This window comes from Pseudomonas sp. ERMR1:02 (genome assembly GCF_002277815.1).
In the GTDB taxonomy this organism is placed as follows: Bacteria; Pseudomonadota; Gammaproteobacteria; order Pseudomonadales; family Pseudomonadaceae; genus Aquipseudomonas.
In genome coordinates, this window is sequence record NZ_NKJI01000001.1 from 602,052 (window position 1) to 623,938 (window position 21,887).

15 protein-coding genes and 1 pseudogene are annotated in these 21,887 nt (G+C 56.9%); 12 read left to right on the forward strand and 4 right to left on the reverse strand.

All coding sequences use genetic code 11. From position 1 onward, the window contains the following. The first annotated feature begins 11 nt into the window (after nucleotides 1-11). The 3 genes and pseudogenes from CES87_RS02935 to CES87_RS02945 all read left to right on the forward strand — a co-directional run bounded on the left by CES87_RS02935 (nucleotide 12) and on the right by CES87_RS02945 (nucleotide 3,018). Nucleotides 12-782 (forward strand): electron transfer flavoprotein subunit beta, encoded by a 771-nt coding sequence (locus CES87_RS02935; RefSeq protein ID WP_128604886.1) that lies wholly within the window; start codon nucleotides 12-14, stop codon nucleotides 780-782. A gap of 195 nt (nucleotides 783-977) precedes the next feature. Continuing rightward, entirely contained in the window at nucleotides 978-1,544 is a 567-nt protein-coding gene (locus CES87_RS02940) for a GNAT family N-acetyltransferase (protein WP_128604887.1), read from the forward strand. Nucleotides 1,545-1,822: 278 nt separating this feature from the next. Then, a pseudogene (locus CES87_RS02945) lies at nucleotides 1,823-3,018 on the forward strand (retropepsin-like aspartic protease). 847 nt (nucleotides 3,019-3,865) lie between these two features. On the opposite strand, the gene CES87_RS02950 reads toward CES87_RS02945, so the two are convergent. After that, on the reverse strand, nucleotides 3,866-4,306 hold the full coding sequence (locus CES87_RS02950; RefSeq protein WP_128604888.1) for a hypothetical protein: 441 nt from the start codon (nucleotides 4,304-4,306) through the stop codon (nucleotides 3,866-3,868). A 258-nt stretch (nucleotides 4,307-4,564) separates the two neighbouring features. Here CES87_RS02950 and CES87_RS02955 point away from each other — a divergent pair, with 258 nt between their 5' ends. Continuing rightward, the gene (locus CES87_RS02955; protein ID WP_128604889.1) at nucleotides 4,565-8,041 is read left to right on the forward strand and encodes a hypothetical protein; all 3,477 of its coding nucleotides are present in this window, start codon (nucleotides 4,565-4,567) and stop codon (nucleotides 8,039-8,041) included. A 170-nt stretch (nucleotides 8,042-8,211) separates the two neighbouring features. Here CES87_RS02955 and gbcA read toward each other — a convergent pair whose 3' ends face one another. Then, on the reverse strand, nucleotides 8,212-9,507 hold the full coding sequence (gene gbcA / locus CES87_RS02960) for a glycine-betaine demethylase subunit GbcA (protein WP_128604890.1): 1,296 nt from the start codon (nucleotides 9,505-9,507) through the stop codon (nucleotides 8,212-8,214). 295 nt (nucleotides 9,508-9,802) lie between these two features. Between gbcA and gbcB the strand changes: the two genes are divergently transcribed. Then, on the forward strand, nucleotides 9,803-10,903 hold the full coding sequence (gene gbcB / locus CES87_RS02970; RefSeq protein ID WP_128604892.1) for a glycine-betaine demethylase subunit GbcB: 1,101 nt from the start codon (nucleotides 9,803-9,805) through the stop codon (nucleotides 10,901-10,903). 217 nt (nucleotides 10,904-11,120) lie between these two features. Here gbcB and CES87_RS02975 read toward each other — a convergent pair whose 3' ends face one another. Both CES87_RS02975 and CES87_RS02980 read right to left on the reverse strand, forming a co-directional pair. Continuing rightward, on the reverse strand, nucleotides 11,121-11,654 hold the full coding sequence (locus tag CES87_RS02975) for a transposase (RefSeq protein WP_128604893.1): 534 nt from the start codon (nucleotides 11,652-11,654) through the stop codon (nucleotides 11,121-11,123). Between the two features lie 323 nt (nucleotides 11,655-11,977). After that, a complete protein-coding gene (locus tag CES87_RS02980; protein WP_128604894.1) occupies nucleotides 11,978-13,018 on the reverse strand; it encodes a low specificity L-threonine aldolase in 1,041 nt (346 codons plus the stop codon). A 142-nt stretch (nucleotides 13,019-13,160) separates the two neighbouring features. Here CES87_RS02980 and CES87_RS02985 point away from each other — a divergent pair, with 142 nt between their 5' ends. The 7 genes from CES87_RS02985 (at nucleotide 13,161) to purU (ending at nucleotide 21,812) form a co-directional block, all read left to right on the forward strand. Further along, nucleotides 13,161-13,877: a TraX family protein gene (locus tag CES87_RS02985; RefSeq protein ID WP_128605001.1), complete on the forward strand. Its 717-nt coding sequence runs from the start codon at nucleotides 13,161-13,163 to the stop codon at nucleotides 13,875-13,877. Nucleotides 13,878-14,160: 283 nt separating this feature from the next. Beyond that, nucleotides 14,161-15,414, forward strand: coding sequence for a serine hydroxymethyltransferase (glyA, locus tag CES87_RS02990; protein WP_128604895.1), 1,254 nt, complete (start codon nucleotides 14,161-14,163; stop codon nucleotides 15,412-15,414). 23 nt (nucleotides 15,415-15,437) lie between these two features. Further along, nucleotides 15,438-16,688 carry a sarcosine oxidase subunit beta gene (locus CES87_RS02995; protein WP_007980419.1) on the forward strand — a complete coding sequence of 417 codons (1,251 nt, stop codon included), beginning with the start codon at nucleotides 15,438-15,440 and terminating at the stop codon, nucleotides 16,686-16,688. Nucleotides 16,689-16,718: 30 nt separating this feature from the next. After that, nucleotides 16,719-17,048, forward strand: coding sequence for a sarcosine oxidase subunit delta (locus CES87_RS03000; protein WP_128604896.1), 330 nt, complete (start codon nucleotides 16,719-16,721; stop codon nucleotides 17,046-17,048). Further along, nucleotides 17,045-20,062 (forward strand): sarcosine oxidase subunit alpha, encoded by a 3,018-nt coding sequence (locus tag CES87_RS03005; RefSeq protein ID WP_128604897.1) that lies wholly within the window; start codon nucleotides 17,045-17,047, stop codon nucleotides 20,060-20,062. Before CES87_RS03000 ends, CES87_RS03005 begins: the two co-directional genes overlap by 4 nt. A gap of 130 nt (nucleotides 20,063-20,192) precedes the next feature. Continuing rightward, on the forward strand, nucleotides 20,193-20,825 hold the full coding sequence (locus CES87_RS03010; RefSeq protein ID WP_128604898.1) for a sarcosine oxidase subunit gamma: 633 nt from the start codon (nucleotides 20,193-20,195) through the stop codon (nucleotides 20,823-20,825). 129 nt (nucleotides 20,826-20,954) lie between these two features. Then, nucleotides 20,955-21,812, forward strand: coding sequence for a formyltetrahydrofolate deformylase (gene purU / locus CES87_RS03015; protein ID WP_128604899.1), 858 nt, complete (start codon nucleotides 20,955-20,957; stop codon nucleotides 21,810-21,812). Nucleotides 21,813-21,887 lie beyond the last annotated feature (75 nt).

Consider the following 21,887-nt stretch of genomic DNA (forward strand, 5'->3'; position numbering starts at 1 on the left):
AGGAAAGGGTTATGAGCACGAAAATCATCAGCCTGGTGTCCATCGGCGCCCACCCGACTTCCGGTCGTCCGCGTCGCGCGGAACAGGATGCGCGGGCGGTGGAACTGGGTCTGCAACTGGCTGGGGATAACTTGCAGGTGCTGCATGCCGGCGACGTCGCTGAGCCGGCGCTGCGCGCTTATCTGGGCATGGGCCTGGAACAGCTTCATGTGCTGGAACAACCTGAGGGTGCCGACGCGTTGCAGGCCCTGACCGCGTACTTGCGCGACGCCGGGGCTCAGGTAGTGCTGACCGGCAGTCAGGCGGAAACCGGCGAAGGCTCGGGCATGTTGCCGTTCCTGCTGGCCGAAGGCCTCGGCTGGCCGCTGGTGGTAGGGCTGGCACAGGTGGAATCCATCGATGGCGGTTCGGCGTTGGTGCTGCAAGCCTTGCCCCGTGGTCAGCGTCGTCGATTGAAGGTACGGCTGCCGTTTCTGGCAACTGTGGATAACGCTGCGCCCAAACCTCGGCAGAGCGCCTACGGCCCGGCGCGGCGTGGGGTGTTGCAGGCCGATGAAGTGGAAGTCATCGATGACGAACTGCTGGCGGTCGCCACACTGCAACCGGCCAAGCCACGGCCAAAACGCTTGAAAGTGATCAAGGCCAAGAGCGGCGCAGACCGGATGAAGGCCGCAACGGCGAAAGCCAGTGGCGGCGGTGGACAGGTGCTCAAAGGCGTTACCGCACAAGCTGGGGCTGAGGCCATCCTCAAGTTGCTGATTGAAGAAGGCGTAGTTCGCTAACGCAAATCTCCTGTAGGAGCGAGCCTGCTCGCGATGGTGGTCAACGATGACGCGGGATGACTGAATGACCTTGGTGTCCTCAGGTTTTTCGCGAGCAGGCTCGCTCCTACAATTTTGATCTTCGGTGAGCGCTAAACCCTGCGGTTAACACCGATCCAACCGGATGCCCGCATTACCAGAATTCATGGGGAAACAATGGCAGTTGAATTTCGTTCGGCAGTCCGCGCGGATGCGCGGGAGATTGCCCGGTTGTTTCAGATTTCATCAGAAGGCGCTTCAGATTACATCTGGAGCCAGATAGCAGAACCCGGCCAGACCCTGCTGGACGTCGGCGCCATCCGCTACGCCCGTGACGATGTGGATTTTTCCTGGCAGAACTGCCTCATTGCCGAGGCGCACGGGAATGTCATTGGCATGATGCACAGCTACGTGATGCGTCACGACCCGTTCGCAGCGCCGGTGACCGATCCGGTGTTGGCACCCTATGCCACGATGGAAATCCCCGACACCCTCTATATTTCCAGCCTGGCGCTGCATGAGGGCTGGCGCAATCAGGGGCTGGGCAAGGTATTCCTCGCCTACGCCTACGACCGTGCCAATCAGCTGGGGCTCAATGGCCTGAGCCTGATCGACTACGCCGCGAACACCGGTGCCCGGCGTTTCTACGAACGCCATGGCTTCCGCATCGTCGATACCTGCCAGATCACACCGCATCCGATGATTCGGGTGACGGGTGAGGCCTATCTGATGTATCGGCCTTAGGGCCGATCCTGCCCAACTTGCCCGCAATGGCGATGATTTGTCGGCTGTAACACGTCCCCTGTAGGAGCGATGCTTGCTCGCGAAGAACGTCTGGACAACGCGATCATCCAGACGGCACGCGTTATCGTTGTCGTCCTTCGCGAGCAAGCATCGCTCCTACAAAAGCAAGTCCATGCATTGTCACGTTGAACTACATTTTCACTGTGCGCTGGTCAGGGTGCAGAATGCGGTAACGGAGTTCTCAGAGGTTCAGCGCTTGTTCATAGAACCTGGTTTTTATGAGTGGGTGGGCTATGAAGCTCTTAACGCTGGTGTTGCTTGTATGGGGCGCCATTGCATCGACAGGATCGCTGGCTGCGTCCGACCAGGACTTCTATCGATGGCTTGATTCCGAGCAGGGCCAGAACGCCTCCCTGACGCAAATGCGCGAGCGTTGCGACCGCGTGCAGGATGCCGGGAAAAACCTCGATTGTTCAGTGTCTGTCCTCGCCCGCATGTTCGAGCTCAAGGCGGCCAATCAGTTGCCTGATTATTATCTGGCGATCAAGCGCCAACACGCTCGAGCCATAGAAGCCGATACAGAGCTGAATGTCCTGTTCTCAATGTTCGGTGATCAGTCCCTCGCGACCCTGCGGACAACAGGCGATTTCACGGTAAAACGAACATCGAAGCGCGAAGTGCTGAAGATTCATCCGTACGCCAGCGACCATTTCATCGCGCAAGAGGTGTTGCCATACATCGATGTCAGTGCCGCCAATGGTCACTCGGCGCGATTCGTCCTCGACACGGGCGCTCCGCAAACCCGGGTAAATGTCGACACTGCCAGGTTGATGGGGATCAAGTTGTTAACCGACTCCCAGTACGCCTACAGCACGTTTTATGGCGAGAGCAATCTGTCGACCAGGCTTGGGGTCATCGAGTCGCTGAGGATCGGTTCAAGCGAATTCAGGAACGTGCTGGTGTTCGTCAGTGACCGAGACAACCTGTTGGGCCTGGATCTGATCAGCAAGTTGGGACGGCTGAAAATCACCCGCAAGACCCTGGAACTCAATCCCGCGCTTTCCCCGCGCTGCGACTCACCGATTACCTACACCCGCATGGATCTCAACCAGCGATTGACCATCGCCGCCAGCCTTGATAACCGCACGACCCAGGCAATCGTCGATACCGGCAATGTCGATTACCTGACCTCCGCCTTGCCCGGTGAGCAAGTCAACGTGGTGCAGACATTGATCCCTGGGAACTCCCCGCTCGAAACGGCCGAAAGGCGACGCTATCAAAGCTTCAAGGGCGTGCTGAACCTGCCGGGCCACAGCCTGCCGATCACCTACAAACACTACCCGGGCTTCACCATCCCACCGTCCTGGGTGAGGGGCGGTATGTGCCGTCGGTACTGCTTGGGTGGCAAGCGTTTGATGATTTCGAATTGAGCCTGGATATCGGCTCGGGGCGGTCGTGTTTTAACAAGGTTTGATGGGGTGTGGGTTTTTACAGGTGTTTACCCACAATCCCTGTTAGCGCTTCTGTGGATAACGTGTTCGGCCCTTGCTGAAACCCACGGTATTCGGGGGTTGCAGGCCTTCGTTCAAAAAATAACCAGCCTAAGTTGCGGTTTTTCATCGCTTTTTTCAGAGGATAAGTAACAGAGTTGCCCCCAATCTCTGTTGGCGCTTCTGTGGATAAGATGTTCGCTGACCGCTACAGGCCATGCAAACCGTGGCTTTCGAAGGGTTGGTTAAAAAACGTCCAAACTGCGGGTTGTGGCCAGCTCTGCACGCTGAAAACGCAGGAAATTCGCGGTCTTCAGCGGTTTTCCACAACACCCCTGAAGTTGCCCCCAAAGTCTGTTGGCGCTTCTGTGGATAAGGTGTTTGCCATACGCTACAAGCTACGTACTACAAGCTTTTCAGCGGGTTGATCAATAAATGATCAGGTGCAGAAAAAAACCGTCGATTTGAATAAGTCACGGATTTTCTTCAGATTCTGTGGAGAAAATTTGCAGTCTTTCCACAGTTGTCCCCATTTGCTGTGGATGGAGATGTGGATAACTTGTTTGCGGAAGGCTGGGGGTCGCACAGCGTATAGCGCTGAACGGAATAGAACATATTTCGTTCAGTTATTGAACTGTGTCTCAAGCGTTGAGCGGGCTTCTTTCAATTCAGCGAAGACTTCCTTTGAAGATTTCCGTGAGCCTTTACTACGCATCTAGGTTATTTGCTGACGTTCCTTCTACCTTGGGGCAACGCACCAGCATTGACCGCATGCTATTGCATAAAATTATTATGCTAGTCTAAACCGATAATATGGGTTAAGCCTGTAAACTAGTTTGCGCGATAAATACTAAATTCTCCTTTGAACGTTAACCTCAAGTGATCAACAAATTCAAACTTCCCAGTCAGATTTGTCGTGCTCATCGTATACTTAGTTGTAAAAAATCCACTTCGTCCGGCGTGAATGGACGTAGGGGTAAATAAAATCACAGTCGCTTCGTCAGATTCTGCCTGAAAACTCACTTTAATTGTGCCGATTATTACTTGCTCAAAGGGAAGGGCGGCCGAAATATATAGTCGTTTTCCGCTGCTTGAATCTTCAGCCTCTATCAGGAAATGTAAGGTGTCAGGGTTGTGTTTATAAAACGATAACGATGCATTAAAATCATAAGGTGCAAATGGAAGGGTGCATTTGAAGGATCCATTTTTTTGACTGTTGTTTAGTTTGTCTTCGATGTTTTTCTTCTGCTCTTTGTGGAGAAGTTGCAGCATGGCAATATTCCTTTGTCTAATTTTTCCAGAAGTGGCTGAAAACCGAAGCACTTGGTGTCCTGTGACGTTGAGTAAGCATAAGCGGGAAAATCCATCCCGCAACTATCAGAACTGATAGTTGCGATAAAAAACTATCTGTGATGCGCTGCATAATTTTCTGTGAAGTCGCGTCAACTCATTACTATCAGTTCTGCTAGGTGTGCAGCCACAACAAGAGGAGGTACTGTGGCATATAAAATTTTCTTGAGGTGCGCTGTCATGGTAGATAATGAATCTTTGGATAGTGATTTTTCGGATGGAAACGCCATTGAACCGACTAAAAGTGCAATTAACTACAGTCGCTGGATGACTGATTCGTTGAAAGATATCGGGCACATGAAATTGTGGCAACTTGCTTTGCCTTGTTCACACAATGCAGGGGCTGACAAGGGCGCAATCGACTTTATCGGGGAGCAATGGACAGCTTGTCAGGATAGCCGCTTTCTCAATCAACTGAGAGCGGGGGCTCGAGTTGTGGATTTACGTCTTGTCGACAACAGTTATAAAAAAACAACTGGAAGGCATTCACCTCAAACTAAATTTTATGAGGTTTTTGAGTTTCAGCATGGCGGTTGGGGTAATCGGCGCCTGGAGCATTTGATTAGTGATATCAAAACTTTTGCAGAAGCGAATCCTTGCGAAATTATCTGGCTCGACTTTCACGAATATAATAAAGGGAGAAATTTTGCCTACAACAGTCTCGAGCGTTGTCTGAAGTACTTTGCGTCGATAAAGTCTCGCATGTTGCCGGTGATTGCTTTTGAAAAAACATTGAATGATATTTATAAAGATCATCCAGGCCGTAATATTATTTTTAGTTTTGCTCATGGTACTAGGCCTGAATGGATGCCAGCCCCGCCACCAGACCCAGAAGATCCAGAAGACCCTTATGATCCAAGAAAGACACAATTGATGTGGGGAGCGATTCCCCATCGGTGGAATTTTGATGATTACAGCGAAAAAGGCATTCAAGAAATGATTGTTCGTACCATGGCGTCGCCTCCAACCACATATCCTTGGACATTGAGTGCGACTGTCTACATTGGCGGGATCCATGGTGGGCCGAAACACTTGGGCCGCGATCATCCTATTCGGACAATACCGTTCGCAGAGGGCGGTCGAAAGGTCAATATTATGCAGGTCGATTTTATAGAGCGAGAAGAGACTCGGGTGGGTGTTGTCGACCGATGTATTGCACTTAACTTACAGATAGCTCGAGATAAAACGCCGCCAAGCGCACCTACAAATTTTATTGTCAGACAGCAAAGACTGACTGATCAGGGGGCCGAGTTAGGTTATTACGAGAATACCGTGAGATTTTCGTGGGATGATTCAAGTGACACACTTGGTGTGCGTAATTATCAGATTTTTCAGAATGGTGCGCCTATTTTTACTGTTGGCGGTAACCAATACCTAGTTAAGGACTTAAACAGATTAAATAGCTTATTCAAAGTCCGGGCAATTGATATTGCTGGAAATATTTCAGATTTTTCAAATGAAGTGGAATTGCTTCAAGATACAGTACCTCCAACTATGCCGACAGGGCTTAAGGTTACTAAATACGGCTATCCGACGGTGCGAATTGAATGGATCAAATCGACCGACGGGAACGGAGTTGGAGTTGCGGGTTATGAAGTGCGAGTCAATGGAGTCTTCAAGAAGGCAACAACTGACATTTCATTGGAAATGAATGACATACCTCAAGACTTGCAACAATTGATCGAGGTTCGTGCAAAAGACAGGAACGGGAATTATTCCGAGTGGCAAGGCATCTTGCGTCCCGCGCTGCCCAGGTTAATTAATCCACAGATCGTCTTCGTTCCTCTCGAGATGGATCCGAAGCTGTTTTCTGCATTGATCACTTGGGACCGAATTCCTCTGCCTCAACCAATGGGCATGCATCTATCCCTTCAATTTATCTCGGGCGGCGTTGTGCTTCCAACGATTCCTCAAGACTACAGTCTGCCGCCAACATTCAAAGAATATGCAACGGCGGGTGAAAAATTTGAAATCAAAGCGTCGGTGTTTTTGGAGGACACGGGAGAGCATTCCCCTCAAGTGGTGGTAGATCTTGATGTTGATCTAATGTTTCCACCGCCGGTTACTAACTTCAGGATATCTTCTGAGGCCGAAATAAGTATGGTTTTAACTTGGCAAAAGTCCTCCGGTGCTAATGTTGTAAATTATGCGATCTCGGCAAATGGAAACTCACCTTTTCTAGTGCCGGCTTCTGCAACAAGTTGCGAGTTATCCAAAGTCGATTTGGCAGAGTATCCGATTGAAATTTGGGCGATAGATGTTTATGGAAATACATCAATTGTGGAATCGGTCACAGCAACTGGACCAAAACTGCCAACACCTGAAATTTGCTCTCCCGCCGGCGGTTCAGTTGTTTTTACGACTAAACCAACAATAAGCGGGGCCAATGGTGCGCCCGGTGCAACCGTTAGTCTCTATAAAGATGGTACGACCGCTGTGGTGTACGGTACTGCTGTTGTTGACCCGTCAGGTAAGTGGTCCACTGTTCTAGATGTCGCGCTTGCGCCTGGGCGCTTCACGATAGTCTGTCATCAGACTCTCAATGGTCAGACATCAGGGTATTCGTCAACTGTCACGTTTACGGTTTATGCAGTTCCCGAAATAACCTCGCCCGCCAAAGATTCCGTAGTACTAACGGATAAACCGTCCGTCAGCGGAGTCAACGGTGCGCCCGGTGCAACCGTTCATCTCTATAAAGACGGTACGACCGCTGTGGTGTACGGTACTGCTGTTGTTGACCCGTCAGGTAAATGGACCTGTGTTCTGGATGTTGCGCTTGCGCTTGGGAGCTTTACGATAGTCTGTAATCAGACTCTCAATGGTCAGACATCAGGGTATTCGTCAACTGTCACGTTTGCGGTTTACTCAGCTCCCGAAATAATCTCGCCCACCACAGATTCCGTAGTACTAACGGATAAACCAACAGTCAGCGGAATCAACGGATCGCCCGGTGCAACCGTTCGTCTCTATAAAGACGGTACGACCGCTGTGATCTATGGTACTGCTCTTGTTGACCCGTCAGGTAACTGGTCCACTGTACTGGATGTCGCGCTTCCGCTTGGGAGCTTTACAATAGTCTGTAATCAGACTCTCAATGGTCAGACATCAGGGTATTCGTCAACTGTCACGTTTACAGTCGAACAGGAAAAACCAACCTCGTTAACTATATTTAATGTCAACTCTGATACCGTCCAGGCTAGATGGGCAGGGGGCGCCAATAATGCTGTTGGTTTTATTTATTACGTAACTGGCCAGCGGGAGTACCGCACTGAAAGTAGAAATGTTGTGCTAGGCGGGTTAGCTCAAAATACGTCATATACATTCAATGTAATAGCCGTAAATGCAACGGGCGGGCGATCTGATCCCGTAGCTGCAACGTTTAAAACGACTAGTGTGCCGGGTATGCCAGCTACACCGCGCGACTTGACTTTATCCACTCTAGGGCCAAATGCTGCGTACTTCACCTGGTCGCGGTCCGAGTTTCAAAACGTGAGTTATGTTTATTGTTTGAGCGGGCGGCAGCGGGAGTTAGCTGATCATTTTCATAACTATTGCGATATTAGTGGGTTGTCAGCAAATACTTATTATGTGTTAGAAGTTTGGGCCGCAGAGGGTACAGTGCTATCCAATCCTACCTCAATTACTTTTAAAATCTGAGGCGGTGTCACTACTGTGTCGTGATACTTTTTGGCGCTCAATGTAGATTTGCAGAGGAAAGCGAGTCAAGTTGGAACACTATTTCTTTGATTCAAAAGGGATAGCGACATTGAGGCTCGTGCATCATAGATGCACGAGCCTCAGCTTCGATCATCTCGATCTGTTCAAACCTAGCCCTGAACCGGAACTCCTTTGAGGTACGGCGCAGGCTCGGCACCCAGGTTGTTCAGCAAACGCTCACTGTACCAATCCACAAAGTTCACCACCCCAAACTCATAGGTCTTGGAGTAAGGCCCTGGCTGGTACGCGGTGGAGTTGATCCCGCGCTGGTTCTCTTCGGCCAGGCGACGATCCTGATCGTTAGTCGCATCCCAGACCTGGCGCATGCGCTCCACGTCGTAGTCCACGCCTTCGACGGCGTCCTTGTGGACGATCCACTTGGTGGTGACCATGGTTTCCTGGGCGCTGATCGGCCACACGGTGAACACGATGATGTGGTCGCCCATGCAGTGGTTCCAGGAGTGCGGCAGGTGCAGGATGCGCATCGAGCCCAGGTCCGGGTTTTGGATGCGGCCCATGAGTTTGGCGCAGCCCTGCTTGCCGTCGATGGTCATCGACACGGTGCCCTTGAGCAGTGGCATGCGCACGATGCGGTTACGCAGGCCGAAGCTGGCGTGGGCGTAAGGGATCTTCTCGGCTTCCCAGGAAGCGGCGGAAGCGGCGACGTGGTCCTTGAACGCCTGGTCGGCGCGTGGGTCGGTGACGTCGTCCCACTCCAGCAGGGTTTTCAGCAGTTCCGGGTGCGACGCGTTGCAGTGGTAGCACTCGCGGTTGTTTTCCAGCACCAGTTTCCAGTTGGCCTTTTCCATCAAGGTGGTGGTGATCGCCACCTTGGTGTTCTCCATGTCGTACGGTTCCATGTAATGGTTCAGCGTCGACAGGAAGTCATCGATGGCCGGCGGGTTCTCCGCCAGGCTGATGAAGATGTAGCCGCCAGCGGTCTTCACGTTCACCGGTTTGAGGCCGTACTGCTTCATGTCGAAGTCGTCGCCCATCTCAGTGCCGGCGAACAGCAGGCGACCGTCCAGTTCGTAAGTCCACTGGTGGTAGTGGCAAACCAGTTTGGCGACCTTGCCCTTGTCGCTGGTGCACAGGCGCGAGCCACGGTGACGACAGACGTTATGGAACGCATGCACCACGCCTTCGGCGCCACGGATCACGATGATCGGGTTCTTGCCAATCTGCAGTGTCAGGTAGTTGCCCTTGGTCGGGATCTCGCAAGTCATGCCGGCGATCAACCACTCCTTCTGGAAAATCTCCTGCATGTCGATATCAAACAGGCGCTCGTCAGAGTAAAACGGCTGCGGCAGCGAGAACGTGCGCTCGCGCTCTTGCAGCATCTGGGCGGTGGCCTTGCGTGCGGGTTCCAGCGGATCGCCCAGGCTCAGGGTAGTAGTGACGTCCATCGTTTAATCCTCAAGGCCATCTGCGTGGCCGGCGAAAGTGGCTAATCAGGTGTGCTGCTAACGGTTGCTACGCAAGGTGTAAAGATTGTGTCTTGGTATAGAGCGAGTGTGGGGCCGGCGCTGGCCAGAACCTTATCCATGGGCGACATGGTGCAATCTGTTCCCGACGCGCAAGCCCCGGTAGTTGGGGGCTGGTCGCGATAAGCATGTGAATGTCGCAGATAGGTAAATGGGTGATCTGCGCTATACGCAGAATCGCCAACATGAAGGCCGACAGTCGGCCGTGGAGATCAGCATGTCCAACAGCTTCCTGAACCCGGTAACCACCCAGACCTGGGCCAATGGTCGGCACATCGTCCGTTGCGTCAAAGTCATCCAGGAAACCTGGGATGTGCGCACCTTCTGCTTCATGGCCGACCAGCCAATCTTGTTCTTCTTCAAACCGGGGCAGTTTGTCACCCTGGAGCTGGAGATCGAAGGCCAGCCGATCATGCGCTCGTATACCATTTCCAGCTCGCCGTCGGTGCCGTACAGCTTCTCGGTGACCATCAAGCGTGTACCGGGCGGCAAGGTCTCGAACTGGTTGCACGACACCTTGCACGAAGGTCAGGAGCTGGCGGTGCACGGGCCGGTCGGGTTGTTCAATGCCATGGACTTCACCGCGCCGAAGGTGCTCTACCTCAGCGGCGGCGTCGGTATCACGCCCGTCATGTCGATGGCGCGCTGGTACTACGACACCAACGGCAATGTCGACATGGTGTTTATCCACAGCGCCCGTTCGCCCAAGGACATCATTTATCACCGCGAGCTGGAACACATGGCGTCGCGGATCGAAAACTTTAGCCTGCACCTGATCTGCGAGAAGCATGGTATGGGTGAGCCATGGGCCGGTTATCGCGGTTACCTGAACCACAGAATGCTTGAATTGATGGCGCCGGACTTCCTTGAGCGCGAAGTGTTCTGCTGCGGCCCGACACCGTATATGAATGCGGTCAAGCGCTTGTTGGAAGCCGCTGGCTTCGACATGTCGCGCTACCACGAAGAATCCTTCGGCGCGACCCCACCAGAGGCGCGTGCCGACGCCGTTGAACATGCCGAACAAGCGGCCGAGGCCCCGGAAGTGGACGCGGCGGATCTGCATCAAGTGGAGTTCATCGCGTCTGGCAAGAGCATTCGTGTGGCACCTGGCGAAACCGTGCACGCGGCGGCGGCCAAGGTCGGTTTGCTGATCCCCAAAGCCTGCGGCATGGGCATCTGCGGCACTTGCAAGGTATTGAAACTGGGCGGCGAAGTCGAGATGGAACACAACGGCGGAATCACCGAGGAAGACGAAGCCGAAGGGTACATCCTGTCGTGCTGCAGCGTGCCGAAGGGTGATGTGCGGATTGAGTTCTAACCCCGCCAACTGATCGTTCCCACGATCTGCGTCACAACGGTGTCCGGCAACGCACCGGTGGTGAAGCTGGAACGCGGAGCGTCCCTTGAGGCATTCCCACGCGGAGCGTGGGAACGATCGCCGTTCACCGCAACCTGATCGTTCCCATGCTCCGCGTGGGAATGCAGCCCGGGACGCTCTGCGTCCCAGTCGCGCCGCAGTTATCCGGCCATACACGTCAGAACCAGCGCTGAATCTCGATCAATCCGTCCATCCCTGCATAGTCCCTCGCACTGGAATACCGCCAGTGCTCCGGCAATTCCACATACCCACGTTTCACCGGGTTGTTGTGGATGTAGTCAAGTTTCTGGCGCATCACTGATTCGCTGTAAACCATCTCTGCGTGTGCCCCTTCCTGCCATAGCTGATAAACCCGATCCTGTTTGTGCGCCCGTTTGCTGAAGCGCAGCCGCTGTAAAGCTTTTTCCGCGCCTTTGCTTTGTAAGTCATTGATGATCTGTCGCGCGGTGAAGGATTTGAACTGGCTCAGGCACTTGCTCAGGTCAGGCGCCTGGGCAACGAAGTGCAGGTGGTTTTCCAGGATCACGTAGCCATACAGCTGCAGGCCGTGGTGGGTTTGCTGATATCGCCAGCAGTCGAGCAGGTGGTCGACGATGTAGGGGCGGATGAACAGCGGTAGCCATTCCATGAGGGTGCAGGTGAGGAAGTGGGGTTTGTCAGGTTCGGTGATGGAGTAGCGGCTTCGGCCCATTGGATTCTTCCTTGAATCTTTCGGTGGGGCAGGGATGGAACGCGGAGCGTCCCGAGAGGCATTCCCACGCGGAGCGTGGGAACGATCAGGTTGCGGCGGGGAATGCGGACGCGCTAGAGGATGAGTCTGCTGTGGCGGTGGGAAATGTCAGCGCGAAGGCTCAAGTCGCCACCAATGATCGTTCCCACGCTCTGCGTGGGAATGCAGCCCGTGACGCTCTGCGTCACAGCGGTGTCAGACTTGTCATCAGTGGCGAGGCTGGAACGCGGAGCGTCCCTTGAGGCATTCCCACGCGGAGCGTGGGAACGATATTGCGTGAGATATCAGGCGCTCATTACTTCCCGGATGTCCCGAGCCAGCTCGCGCACGCGCTCTTCTTCGGTATCCCACGAGCACATGAAGCGCGCGCCGCCGTTGCCGATGAAGGTGTAGAAGCGCCAACCCTTGGCGGTCAGTGCGGCGATGGCCGGTTCCGACAGTTGCAGGAACACGCCGTTGGCCTGCACCGGGAACATCAGCTCCACGCCTGGAATGTCACTGACCAGTTCGGCCAGCAGTTGCGCGCAGTGGTTGGCGTGGCGGGCGTATTTGAGCCAGGCGCCGTTTTCCAGAATTCCCACCCAGGGCGCGGAAAGGAAGCGCATTTTCGACGCCAGCTGCCCGGCCTGTTTGCAGCGGTAGTCGAAGTCTTCAGCCAGTGTGTGGTTGAAGAACAGAATCGCCTCGCCCACGGCCATGCCATTTTTCGTGCCGCCAAAGCACAGCACATCGACCCCGGCCTTCCAGGTCAGGTCGGCTGGCGAGCAGCCAAGGTAAGCGCAGGCGTTGGAGAATCGCGCGCCGTCCATGTGCAGGTTCAGGCCCAGTTCTTTGCAAGTCACGCTGATGGCGCGGATTTCATCCGGGGTGTAGACGCTGCCGACTTCGGTGGCTTGGGTCAGGGTCACGACTCGGGGTTTCGGGTAGTGGATGTCCTGGCGCTTGAGGGCGATTTCGCGGATCGATTCCGGTGTCAGCTTGCCGTTTTCGGTGCGAGCGATCAGCAGTTTCGAGCCGTTGGAGAAAAACTCCGGTGCGCCGCATTCGTCGGTTTCGACGTGGGCGGTTTCCGAGCAGATCACGCTGTGGTAACTCTGGCACAGCGACGACAGGGCCAACGAGTTGGCGGCGGTGCCGTTGAAGGCGAAGAACACTTCGCAGTCGGTTTCGAACAATTTGCGGAAATCGTCGGACGCGCGGGCGGTCCACTCGTCGTCGCCGTAAGCGCGCTGGTGGCCATGGTTGGCCTGCTCCATGGCAGCCCAGGCTTCAGGGCAAATGCCGGAATAGTTGTCGCTGGCGAATTGTTGGCTCTTATCGGTCATGGCCTGCTTCCGTGGTCGAGGCGCCTATGGTGAAGCGTCTCGTGGTCAATGATGGTGCGCACTTTACCGAAGATCGTCCGGGGAGCGCACGGGATGCACTGTCAGAAAATTACAAGGATGCCGGGCAATTATGCACATGACTATGCACGTAAAGCAGCGCGACAGTGCACTGGATCTGCTCAAGTGGCTGGCGTTGCTGTGCATGGTGCTCGATCACCTGCGATATGTCGTTTACTCCGCCGATTGGTTGTATGTGCCGGGGCGTCTGGCGTTCCCGTGGTTTTGCCTGGCAATGGCGGCCAATCTGGCGCGAACGACCACGTTCACGACAAGCAGACAGTGGCGCTATCTGGGCTGGTTGCTGCTGTTTAGCGCGGTGAGTGAAATTCCCTACCGGATGTTCATTCTCGATCCCAACGTGTTGAACGTTATGCCCACGCTTGCCTTGGGTTTGCTGGTGGCACGTGGCTGGCTCGACCGGACGCTTCAAGCGCGACTGCTGGGGGCCGCGGCCCTGATGCTGGCGGGGCTGTTTTCCGGGCGATTGATGTTTGGCTTTTTCGGCGTGCTGTTGCCGCTGGCGATGCTGCTGGTGATCCGGCGTCCCTGGTATTTTGCGCTGTTGCCGGGGCTGGTCTGTCTTGCGGCCAATCAATGGCAGGTGCTGTATGACGCCGTTCGATTGAGTAACCACGTGGCGATGGCGGCGATTGCCACTTGTCTGATTGCGCCATGGCTTGGGGTGTTCTTGTTGCGACATGCTCAGGGCGTAAAAGCACCGCCCATGCGGCGCTGGGCATATGCCCTGTATCCCGTGCATTTCCTTGCGTTGCTGGCCTTGCGCGAAGCCCTGTCGTAACCCTGTAGGAGCTGGCTCGCCAGCGAAGGCGGCGGCACATCCGGCGTTGATGGTGGCTGACCCACCGCTTTCGCTGGCAAGCCAGCTCCTACAGGGGAGCAGGGTGATCTTGCGAGCGTGCCGGGGTGTCCATTTCCCGCCATGTCGTAAACGCACCTTTACGTGGCGCCCATAGGCATTTGACCTGTCTGCACCGGTCATACCATCGCTATCAAAGGGCACTGCCGTAAAGCCAGTGCCTTACCGAGACGAATGGCGCACAGATGCCGCTGGGAGAGACGCGATGTTCAGCAAGCAAGACCAGATCCAGGGTTACGACGATGCACTGCTGGCGGCGATGAATGCCGAGGAGCAACGTCAAGAAGATCACATCGAACTGATCGCGTCGGAGAACTACACCAGCAAGCGCGTGATGGAAGCGCAAGGCAGCGGCCTGACCAACAAATACGCCGAAGGCTATCCGGGCAAGCGCTACTACGGTGGCTGTGAGCACGTCGACAAGGTTGAAGCCCTGGCCATCGAGCGCGCCAAGCAACTGTTCGGCGCCGACTATGCCAACGTGCAGCCGCACTCCGGCTCCTCGGCCAACAGCGCCGTGTACCTGGCCCTGCTGCAAGCCGGCGACACCATCCTCGGCATGAGCCTGGCCCACGGCGGTCACCTGACCCACGGCGCCAAGGTTTCGTCCTCGGGCAAGCTGTACAACGCCGTGCAGTACGGCATCGACACCAAGACCGGGCTGATCGATTACGACGAAGTCGAGCGCCTGGCCGTCGAATGCAAACCGAAAATGATCGTCGCCGGTTTCTCGGCCTACTCCAAGACCCTCGACTTCCCACGCTTCCGTCAGATCGCCGACAAGGTCGGTGCGCTGCTGTTCGTCGACATGGCTCACGTCGCAGGCTTAGTCGCTGCCGGCCTGTACCCGAACCCGCTGCCTTATGCCGATGTGGTCACCACCACCACCCACAAGACACTGCGTGGTCCGCGTGGCGGCCTGATCCTGGCCAAGTCCAACGAAGAAATCGAGAAGAAGCTCAACGCTGCGGTTTTCCCCGGCGCCCAGGGCGGCCCGCTGATGCATGTGATCGCCGGTAAGGCCGTGTGCTTCAAGGAAGCGCTGGAGCCTGGTTTCAAGGCCTACCAGCAGCAAGTGATCGACAACGCCCAGGCCATGGCCGGCGTATTTATCAAACGCGGCTACGATGTAGTGTCCGGCGGCACCGATAACCACCTGTTCCTGGTCAGCCTGATCCGTCAGGGCCTCACCGGCAAAGAGGCGGATGCAGCACTCGGTCGCGCCCACATCACCGTGAACAAGAACGCCGTCCCGAACGATCCACAGTCGCCGTTCGTCACCTCCGGCCTGCGCATCGGCACCCCGGCGGTGACCACCCGCGGCTTCAAGGTTACCCAGTGTGTCACGCTGGCTGGCTGGATCTGCGACATCCTCGACAACCTCGGCGATGCCGATGTCGAGGCCAATGTCGCCGAGCAAGTATCGGCCCTGTGCGCGGACTTCCCGGTTTATCGCTGAGTGCGGTTTTGGAGTAAATGACTATGCAACGCTACTCAGGCTTCGGCCTCTTCAAACACTCTCTCAGCCACCATGAAAACTGGCAGCGCATGTGGCGCACGCCAACCCCTAAAAAGGTCTACGACGTAGTCATCGTCGGCGGTGGCGGGCACGGTCTGGCGACCGCCTACTACCTGGCCAAGGAACACGGCATCACTAACGTGGCCGTGGTCGAAAAAGGCTGGCTGGGCGGCGGTAACACCGCGCGCAACACCACCATCGTTCGCTCCAACTACTTGTGGGACGAGTCGGCGCACCTGTACGAACACGCGATGAAACTGTGGGAAGGCCTGTCCCAGGACCTGAACTACAACGTGATGTTCTCCCAGCGCGGCGTCTACAACCTGTGCCACACCCTGCAGGACATCCGTGATTCCGAGCGTCGGGTCAGCGCCAACCGCCTCAATGGCGTCGACGGTGAACTGCTCGATGCCAAGCAAGTCGCTGACGAGATTCCGTACCTCGATTGCTCGAAGAACACTCGCTACCCGGTGATGGGCGCGACCGTCCAGCGTCGCGGCGGCGTGGCCCGTCACGATGCCGTGGCCTGGGGCTTTGCCCGTGCCGCTGACGCACTGGGCGTGGACCTGATTCAGCAGACCGAAGTGATCGGTTTCCGCAAGGAAAACGGCGTGTGCATCGGTGTCGAAACCAACAAGGGCTTCATCGGCGCCAAGCGCGTCGGCGTGGTCACTGCCGGTAACTCCGGACACATGGCCAAACTCGCCGGTTTCCGTCTGCCGATCGAATCGCACCCGCTGCAAGCGTTGGTGTCCGAGCCGATCAAACCGATTATCGACAGCGTGATCATGTCCAACGCCGTACACGGTTACATCAGCCAGTCCGACAAGGGCGACTTGGTGATCGGCGCCGGTATCGACGGCTACAACGGCTACGGCCAGCGTGGTTCGTACCCGGTGATCGAGCACACCATCCAGGCCATCGTCGAAATGTTCCCGGTGCTGTCCCGCGTACGCATGAACCGTCAGTGGGGCGGCATCGTCGACACCACGCCGGATGCATGCCCGATCATCTCGAAAACCCCGGTGCCGAACATGTTCTTCAACTGCGGTTGGGGCACCGGTGGCTTCAAGGCAACACCTGGCTCGGGCAACGTATTTGCCGCGAGCCTGGCCAAGGGTGAAATGCACCCGCTGGCCGCACCTTTCTCCATCGACCGTTTCCACAACGGTGCGTTGATCGATGAACACGGCGCTGCTGCCGTTGCCCACTAGCCGTCGACCTAATAAAGAGGAGAAATTCCCATGTTGCATATCTTCTGTCCTCACTGCGGCGAACTGCGCTCCGAAGAGGAATTCCACGCATCCGGCCAGGCGCACATCCCGCGTCCACTGGATCCGACCAGCTGCACCGACGAGGAGTGGGGCGACTATATGTTCTTCCGCGACAACCCTCGCGGTCTGCACCATGAACTGTGGATTCACGCCGCCGGTTGCCGTCAGTACTTCAACGCCACCCGCGACACCGTGACCTACGAGATTCTCGAAACCTACAAGATCGGCACCAAGCCACAATTCACCGACAAGACCGATAGCCCGAAAGCGGCCACCACGGCTCTGGGAGAGAAGGTATGAGCCAGATCAATCGCCTGTCCAACGGTGGACGGATCGACCGCAACAAAGTGCTGAGCTTCACCTTCAATGGCCAGAGCTACAAAGGTTTTGAAGGCGACTCGCTGGCGGCAGCCCTGATTGCCAACGGCGTCGACATCATCGGTCGCAGCTTCAAGTATTCCCGTCCGCGCGGCATCTTCGCCGCCGGCTCCGAAGAGCCAAACGCGGTGCTGCAGATCGGCGCCACCGAAGCCACGCAGATTCCTAACGTACGCGCCACGCAACAAGCGCTGTACCAGGGCCTGGTCGCCACCAGCACCAACGGCTGGCCGAGCGTGAACAACGACATGATGGGGATTCTCGGCAAGGTCGGCGGCAAGCTGATGCCACCGGGCTTCTACTACAAAACCTTCATGTACCCGCAATCGTTCTGGATGACTTACGAGAAGTACATTCGTAAGGCCGCTGGTCTTGGCCGTTCGCCGACCGAGAACGATCCGGACACCTACGACTACATGAACCAGCACTGCGACGTGCTGATCGTCGGCGCCGGCCCTGCCGGTCTGGCGGCTGCACTGGCGGCTGCGCGCAGCGGTGCCCGCGTGATCCTCGCCGATGAACAGGAAGAGTTCGGCGGCAGCCTGCTCGACTCCCGCGAAAGCCTCGACGGCAAACCGGCCGCCGAGTGGATCGCCAGCGTCATCGCCGAGCTCAAAGACACTCCGGACGTGCTGCTTTTGCCGCGCGCCACGGTCAACGGCTACCACGACCATAACTTCCTGACCATTCACGAACGCCTCACCGATCACCTCGGCGACCGCGCACCGATTGGCCAGGTGCGTCAGCGCATCCACCGCGTTCGCGCCAAGCGTGTAGTGCTGGCGACTGGTGCTCACGAGCGTCCGTTGGTTTACGGCAACAACGACGTGCCGGGCAACATGCTGGCCGGCGCTGTTTCGACTTACATTCGCCGTTACGGCGTGGCACCGGGCAAAAAACTGGTGCTGTCGACCAACAACGACCACGCCTATCGCGTAGCGCTGGATTGGCTCGACGCCAGCCTGCAAGTGGTGGCGATCGCTGACGCCCGCAGCAACCCTCGCGGTGCGCTGGTGGAAGAAGCACGCGCCAAGGGCATCCGCATCCTCACCGGCAGCGCCGTGATCGAGGCTCGTGGCACCAAGCGCGTGACCGCTGCCCGTGTTGCTGCGATCGATGTAAAAGGACACAAAGTCACCAGCCCTGGCGAGTGGCTCGAGTGCGACCTGGTTGCCAGTTCCGGCGGCTACAGCCCGGTGGTTCACCTGGCTTCGCACCTGGGCGGCAAGCCCATCTGGCGCGAAGATATCCTCGGTTTCGTACCGGGCGAAGCACCGCAGAAACGCGTGTGCGTCGGCGGCATCAACGGTGTCTACGGTCTCGGCGATTCCCTGGCCGATGGTTTTGAAGGGGGCGTGCGCGCCGCCAGCGAAGCCGGTTTCGGTGTTGTCGAAGCGACGTTGCCCAAAGCTCTGGCGCGTCTGGAAGAGCCGACCTTGGCGCTGTTCCAGGTGCCTCATGAAAAGAATTCCGCCCGTGCGCCGAAGCAGTTCGTAGACTTCCAGAACGACGTCACCGCTGGCGGCATTGAACTGGCGACCCGCGAAGGCTTTGAGTCGGTTGAGCACGTCAAGCGCTATACCGCACTGGGCTTCGGCACCGATCAGGGCAAGCTCGGTAACGTCAACGGCCTGGCTATCGCCGCCCGTTCGCTGAACGTGACCATCCCGCAGATGGGCACCACTATGTTCCGCCCGAACTACACGCCGGTGACTTTCGGCGCCGTGGCCGGTCGTCACTGTGGGCACATCTTCGAGCCGGTGCGTTTCACCGCACTGCATCACTGGCACCTGAAAAACGGCGCCGAGTTCGAAGACGTCGGTCAGTGGAAGCGTCCTTGGTACTTCCCGAAAAGCGGTGAAGACCTGCACGCTGCGGTCAAGCGCGAATGCAAAGCCGTGCGCGACAGCGTCGGCCTACTGGACGCCTCGACCCTGGGCAAAATCGACATCCAGGGCCCGGACGCGCGCGAGTTCCTCAACCGCATCTATACCAACGCCTGGACCAAGCTCGACGTGGGCAAGGCGCGTTACGGCCTGATGTGTAAAGAAGACGGCATGGTGTTCGATGACGGCGTGACTGCATGCCTGGCCGACAACCATTTCGTGATGACCACCACCACCGGCGGCGCTGCACGCGTACTGCAATGGCTGGAAATCTACCAACAGACCGAATGGCCAGACCTGAAGGTGTACTTCACTTCCGTGACGGATCACTGGGCAACCATGACCCTGTCTGGGCCGAACAGCCGCAAGCTGCTCAGCGAAGTCACCGACATTGATCTGAGCAACGAAGCGTTCCCGTTCATGACCTGGAAAGAAGGTGTGGTGGGCGGTGTGCCGGCGCGGGTATTCCGGATTTCGTTTACCGGTGAGCTGTCGTACGAAGTCAACGTTCAAGCCGACTATGCGATGGGCGTGCTGGAAAAAATCGTCGACGCCGGCAAGAAGTACAACCTGACGCCGTATGGCACCGAAACCATGCACGTCCTGCGGGCCGAGAAGGGCTTCATCATCGTCGGCCAGGACACCGACGGCTCGATGACTCCGGACGACCTGAACATGGGCTGGTGTGTTGGTCGCACCAAACCGTTCTCGTGGATCGGCCAGCGCGGCATGAACCGTGAAGACTGCGTGCGTGATCAGCGTAAACAGCTGGTGGGCCTGAAGCCGATCGATCCGAACAAGTGGCTGCCGGAAGGCGCGCAGCTGGTGTTCAACACCAAGCAGGCGATTCCGATGACCATGGTCGGTCACGTGACCTCCAGCTACGCGCACAACTCCCTGGGCTATTCGTTTGCCATGGGCGTGGTCAAGGGCGGCCTGAACCGCATGGGTGAGCGTGTGTTTGCGCCACTGGCGGACGGCAGCGTGATCGAGGCGGAAATCGTTTCTTCGGTGTTCTTCGATCCGAAAGGCGATCGCCAGAACGTCTGACACTGATCGTTCCCACGCTCTGCGTGGGAATGCATCCCGGGACGCTCCGCGTCCCAAGAGCGGACGCAGAGCGTCCATGGCGGCATTCCCACGCAGAGCGTGGGAACGATCAACATAAGAAAGGTGCTTTATGACCGCAGCCAATGTTTACCAACAACGCCCAACCTCCGGGGCCAAGGCCGAGTCGTCGCTGCATCACGCCGACCTCGCCAGCCTGGTGGGCAAGGGTCGCAAGAGCGCCGGTGTGATCGTGCGCGAGAAAAAACTCCTCGGCCACCTGACCATCCGTGGCGATGGCCACGATGCCGCGTTCGCCGCTGGTGTACACAAGGCGCTGGGCATCGAATTGCCGGGTGCGCTGACCGTCATCGTCAAAGGTGAAACCAGCCTGCAATGGATGGGGCCGGATGAATGGTTGCTGATCGTCCCGACCGGCGAAGAATTCGCTGCCGAGAAAAAACTCCGTGAAGCGCTGGGCGACCTGCACATTCAGATCGTCAACGTCAGCGGTGGTCAGCAGATTCTCGAACTGAGCGGCCCGAACGTGCGCCAGGTGCTGATGAAATCCACCAGCTACGACGTGCACCCCAACAACTTCCCGGTGGGCAAGGCTGTCGGCACGGTGTTCGCCAAGTCGCAACTGGTGATCCGCCACACCGCCGAAGACACCTGGGAACTACTGATCCGTCGCAGCTTCTCGGATTACTGGTGGTTGTGGTTGCAGGATGCGTCGGCTGAGTTCGGGCTTAGCGTTCAGGCTTGAAGATGATCGTTCCCACGCTCTGCGTGGGAATGCATCCCGGGACGCTCCGCGTCCCAAGAGCGGACGCAGAGCGTCCATGGCGGCATTCCCACGCAGAGCGTGGGAACGATCAACAGGAGTCACCGCACTATGAGCCGCGCCCCAGACACATGGATTCTGACCGCCGACTGCCCCAGCGTGCTCGGCACGGTGGACGCGGTGACCCGCTTTCTTTTCGAGCAGGGCTGCTACGTCACCGAACACCATTCCTTCGATGACCGGCTCTCGGCTCGTTTCTTCATTCGCGTGGAATTTCGCCAACCTGACGGCTTCGACGAACAGTCGTTCCGCGCAGGCTTGCAGGAGCGAGGTGAAGCCTTCGGCATGATCTTCGAGCTGACCCCGCCGCACCATCGACCAAAAGTAGTGATCATGGTCTCCAAGGCCGATCACTGCCTCAACGACTTGCTGTACCGCCAGCGCATCGGCCAGTTGTCCATGGACGTCGCGGCTGTGGTTTCCAACCACCCGGACCTCAAGCCGCTGGCCGACTGGCACCAGATTCCGTACTACCACTTTCCCCTGGACCCGAACGACAAGCCTTCACAGGAGCGTCAGGTTTTGCAGGTGATCGAAGAATCCGGCGCCGAGCTGGTGATCCTTGCCCGCTACATGCAAGTCCTGTCGCCAGAGCTGTGCCGCAAACTCGATGGCAAGGCGATCAACATCCACCATTCCCTGCTGCCGGGTTTCAAGGGCGCCAAGCCTTACCACCAGGCGTACAACAAGGGTGTGAAACTGGTGGGCGCCACGGCGCATTACATCAACAACGATCTGGATGAAGGGCCGATCATTGCCCAGGGCGTCGAGGTCGTGGATCACAGCCATTACCCTGAGGATTTGATCGCCAAAGGGCGGGATATCGAAGGCCTGACCTTGGCGCGGGCGGTGGGTTATCACATCGAGCGAAGGGTGTTTTTGAACGCCAATAGAACCGTCGTTCTTTAGATTTTTGGGGCCGCTTCGCAGCCCATCGCCAGCAAGCCGGCTCCTACAGGATTGAGGTTCGCCGCAACAAACGAA

Excerpts from the sequence above, each read along its gene's own strand:
- CES87_RS02940 (WP_128604887.1), top strand. The coding sequence starts at position 978 with ATGGCAGTTGAATTTCGTTCGGCAGTCCGCGCGGATGCGCGGGAGATT.
- CES87_RS02980 (WP_128604894.1), bottom strand. The coding sequence starts at position 13,018 with ATGACCGATAAGAGCCAACAATTCGCCAGCGACAACTATTCCGGCATT.
- CES87_RS02975 (WP_128604893.1), bottom strand. The coding sequence starts at position 11,654 with ATGGGCCGAAGCCGCTACTCCATCACCGAACCTGACAAACCCCACTTC.
- CES87_RS03000 (WP_128604896.1), top strand. The coding sequence starts at position 16,719 with ATGTTGCATATCTTCTGTCCTCACTGCGGCGAACTGCGCTCCGAAGAG.
- CES87_RS02950 (WP_128604888.1), bottom strand. The coding sequence starts at position 4,306 with ATGCTGCAACTTCTCCACAAAGAGCAGAAGAAAAACATCGAAGACAAA.
- gbcA (WP_128604890.1), bottom strand. The coding sequence starts at position 9,507 with ATGGACGTCACTACTACCCTGAGCCTGGGCGATCCGCTGGAACCCGCA.
- CES87_RS02935 (WP_128604886.1), top strand. The coding sequence starts at position 12 with ATGAGCACGAAAATCATCAGCCTGGTGTCCATCGGCGCCCACCCGACT.
- gbcB (WP_128604892.1), top strand. The coding sequence starts at position 9,803 with ATGTCCAACAGCTTCCTGAACCCGGTAACCACCCAGACCTGGGCCAAT.
- glyA (WP_128604895.1), top strand. The coding sequence starts at position 14,161 with ATGTTCAGCAAGCAAGACCAGATCCAGGGTTACGACGATGCACTGCTG.
- CES87_RS02995 (WP_007980419.1), top strand. The coding sequence starts at position 15,438 with ATGCAACGCTACTCAGGCTTCGGCCTCTTCAAACACTCTCTCAGCCAC.
- purU (WP_128604899.1), top strand. The coding sequence starts at position 20,955 with ATGAGCCGCGCCCCAGACACATGGATTCTGACCGCCGACTGCCCCAGC.
- CES87_RS03005 (WP_128604897.1), top strand. The coding sequence starts at position 17,045 with ATGAGCCAGATCAATCGCCTGTCCAACGGTGGACGGATCGACCGCAAC.
- CES87_RS03010 (WP_128604898.1), top strand. The coding sequence starts at position 20,193 with ATGACCGCAGCCAATGTTTACCAACAACGCCCAACCTCCGGGGCCAAG.
- CES87_RS02955 (WP_128604889.1), top strand. The coding sequence starts at position 4,565 with ATGGTAGATAATGAATCTTTGGATAGTGATTTTTCGGATGGAAACGCC.
- CES87_RS02985 (WP_128605001.1), top strand. The coding sequence starts at position 13,161 with ATGCACGTAAAGCAGCGCGACAGTGCACTGGATCTGCTCAAGTGGCTG.